This is a genomic window from Flavobacterium esculini (genome assembly GCF_048284325.1).
Classification (GTDB): Bacteria; Bacteroidota; Bacteroidia; order Flavobacteriales; family Flavobacteriaceae; genus Flavobacterium.
Window position 1 is genome coordinate 1 of the sequence record NZ_JBLVPI010000042.1, and the last position, 2,188, is coordinate 2,188.

At 37.2% G+C, this 2,188-nt stretch carries 1 protein-coding gene and 1 pseudogene; both read left to right on the forward strand.

What is annotated here, in order from left to right:
• A pseudogene (locus tag ACNQGG_RS17205) lies at positions 1-1,445 on the forward strand (hypothetical protein); the annotation flags it as partial.
• Between the two features lie 52 nt (positions 1,446-1,497).
• Positions 1,498-2,188 (forward strand): hypothetical protein (locus ACNQGG_RS17210; RefSeq protein ID WP_417966073.1); only part of this gene is annotated, 691 nt, incomplete at its 3' end.

The following is a 2,188-nucleotide window of genomic DNA, read 5'->3' on the forward strand; positions in this document are numbered from 1 at the left end:
ATGGAACAATCACTGTTGCATCAAACACACCAGTAGGCAGTTATCCAATAACATATACCATCTGTGAGGTTTCAAATCCAACAAATTGTAGTACAGTAACAAGTAATGTAACGGTAATCGCACCAGGAATAGCAGCAGTAACAGATAGTCCAAGTGTATTACCAGGAACCAACACACCAAGTGTAATTGGGAATGACAAAGTAAACGGAGTTCAAGCCGTAATCGGAACTGCTCCAGGACAGGTAACTTTGACTTCTACACCAAACGGACCATTAACAATGAATGCTGATGGAACAATCACTGTTGCATCAAACACACCAGTAGGCAGTTATCCAATAACATATACCATCTGTGAGGTTTCAAATCCAACAAATTGTAGTACAGTAACAAGTAATGTAACGGTAACAGCTCCAGGAATAGCAGCAGTAACCGAAACCACTCCAGCAATCAATGGAAACACAGGAGGGACTACAACCGCCTTGACTTCAAACGACACCTTAAGTGGTCTTGCAGTAACCATTGGAACAGCTTCAGGAAATGTAACGATGAAAACAGGAACACTTCCAGCAGGAATCACAGTAGATACAGCTACCGGAATTGTAACAGTAGCGGCTAACACACCAGCAGGAAGCTATCCAATCAGTTATACCATTTGTGAGGTAGATAATACAGGAAATTGTGACACGGTAACCTCTACTATTGTAGTTTCAGCTACAATTATAGATACCAATCAAGATACAGCGGGACCTATTAACGGAACGACAGGAGGAACTAACGTAGTTAATGTATTAACAAATGATACTTTAAATGGTTCAGCTGTTAGTATAGGTCAAATTAATTTGACAACTGTTACCCCTAACAGTAATTTGGCATTAAATGCTGATGGTTCTATTACTGTAGCTCCAAATACTCCATCAGGAACTTATACTTTGACTTACCAAATTTGTGATAAATCAAATCCAACTAATTGTAGCCAAGCAACGGTTTCAATAGTAGTTGTCAAAGAATTACCAGACTTTACTCCAACAATAGATATTGATGCTTTAGTCTTTGTAGCTGCAGGTGATACAAAAGATTTTGTTGTAAACATATCTGAAATCAAAGGTGCGCCATCAGACGGACAAGTAGTCGTTAAAATCATAAAACAATCTGCATTCCTTATTACTTATGGAGCCGCTACTAGTACTTCTAATGTGAATGGTGGTGTTTCAGTTAATAATACTGATTGGGTTACAACTGAAAATGGATTATTTATAACAATGACATTAAAAACAGGTATTATAATTGGAGCAAATGCATTTTCAGCTATTGGGTTTACTATAGCGCGTAAACCAGATGTACCAACTCAAACTTCCCAACCAATTACAGTTACTATTGTAAATGGTTCAGGATTAGATAGTCAGAATTATAACAATACCTATAACACTGTTGTTAAAGCTCAATAATTACGATTATTGTTAATCACATAAAGAAATGTCATCGCTAAACGATAAGAATATGAAGGCACTATATAAATTAATATTATTGTTTTTTACTGTATTTATGATTGTCCCAAAAGGATATTCACAAAACAACGCAGATCCTGGAATTGGAATTTTAATGAGTCCCGCAAGTGTGGCGCAGAGTTCTACAGGAATTTTGAGTGCCACTGTTGGTAATTATGGGAATGGAACAATAGTTAAAAATTCATTACGAATTACTATTAGTGTCGGTGCCAATGCTGAAATCATCGGGATTGCTTCAGGAAGCGATACCCGTTGGAATCAATTGAGTTTAACAACTGGTTCTGCAAACACAATAAAATTAACAAATTCAGGTGATGGATTTAGTTCATTTGATGTTTCAGATATTTTACTTATTGTAAGAGGTAATGTGGTGAGTGTCGCTAATGGAATTATAGGAAACATTGTATATATTACAGCTGCCAATCCTTTATTATGTGGAGGTTGTTCTTCACCTCCACTAAATGTTTCCCAAGGAAATGCGAGCAATTCAAATGACAATTCAGAAACAAGTTTAGCTGTAACCTGCTATAAACCAGCAGAACCAACAACGGCATTAGCATGTTGGGAAACCAGAAGCTTTGATGCAACAACTTGTACTTGGAAAACAACAGGCACAGAGCCAGCAGAACCAACAACCGCATTAGCATGTTGGGAAACCAGAAGCTTTGATGCAACAACTTGTA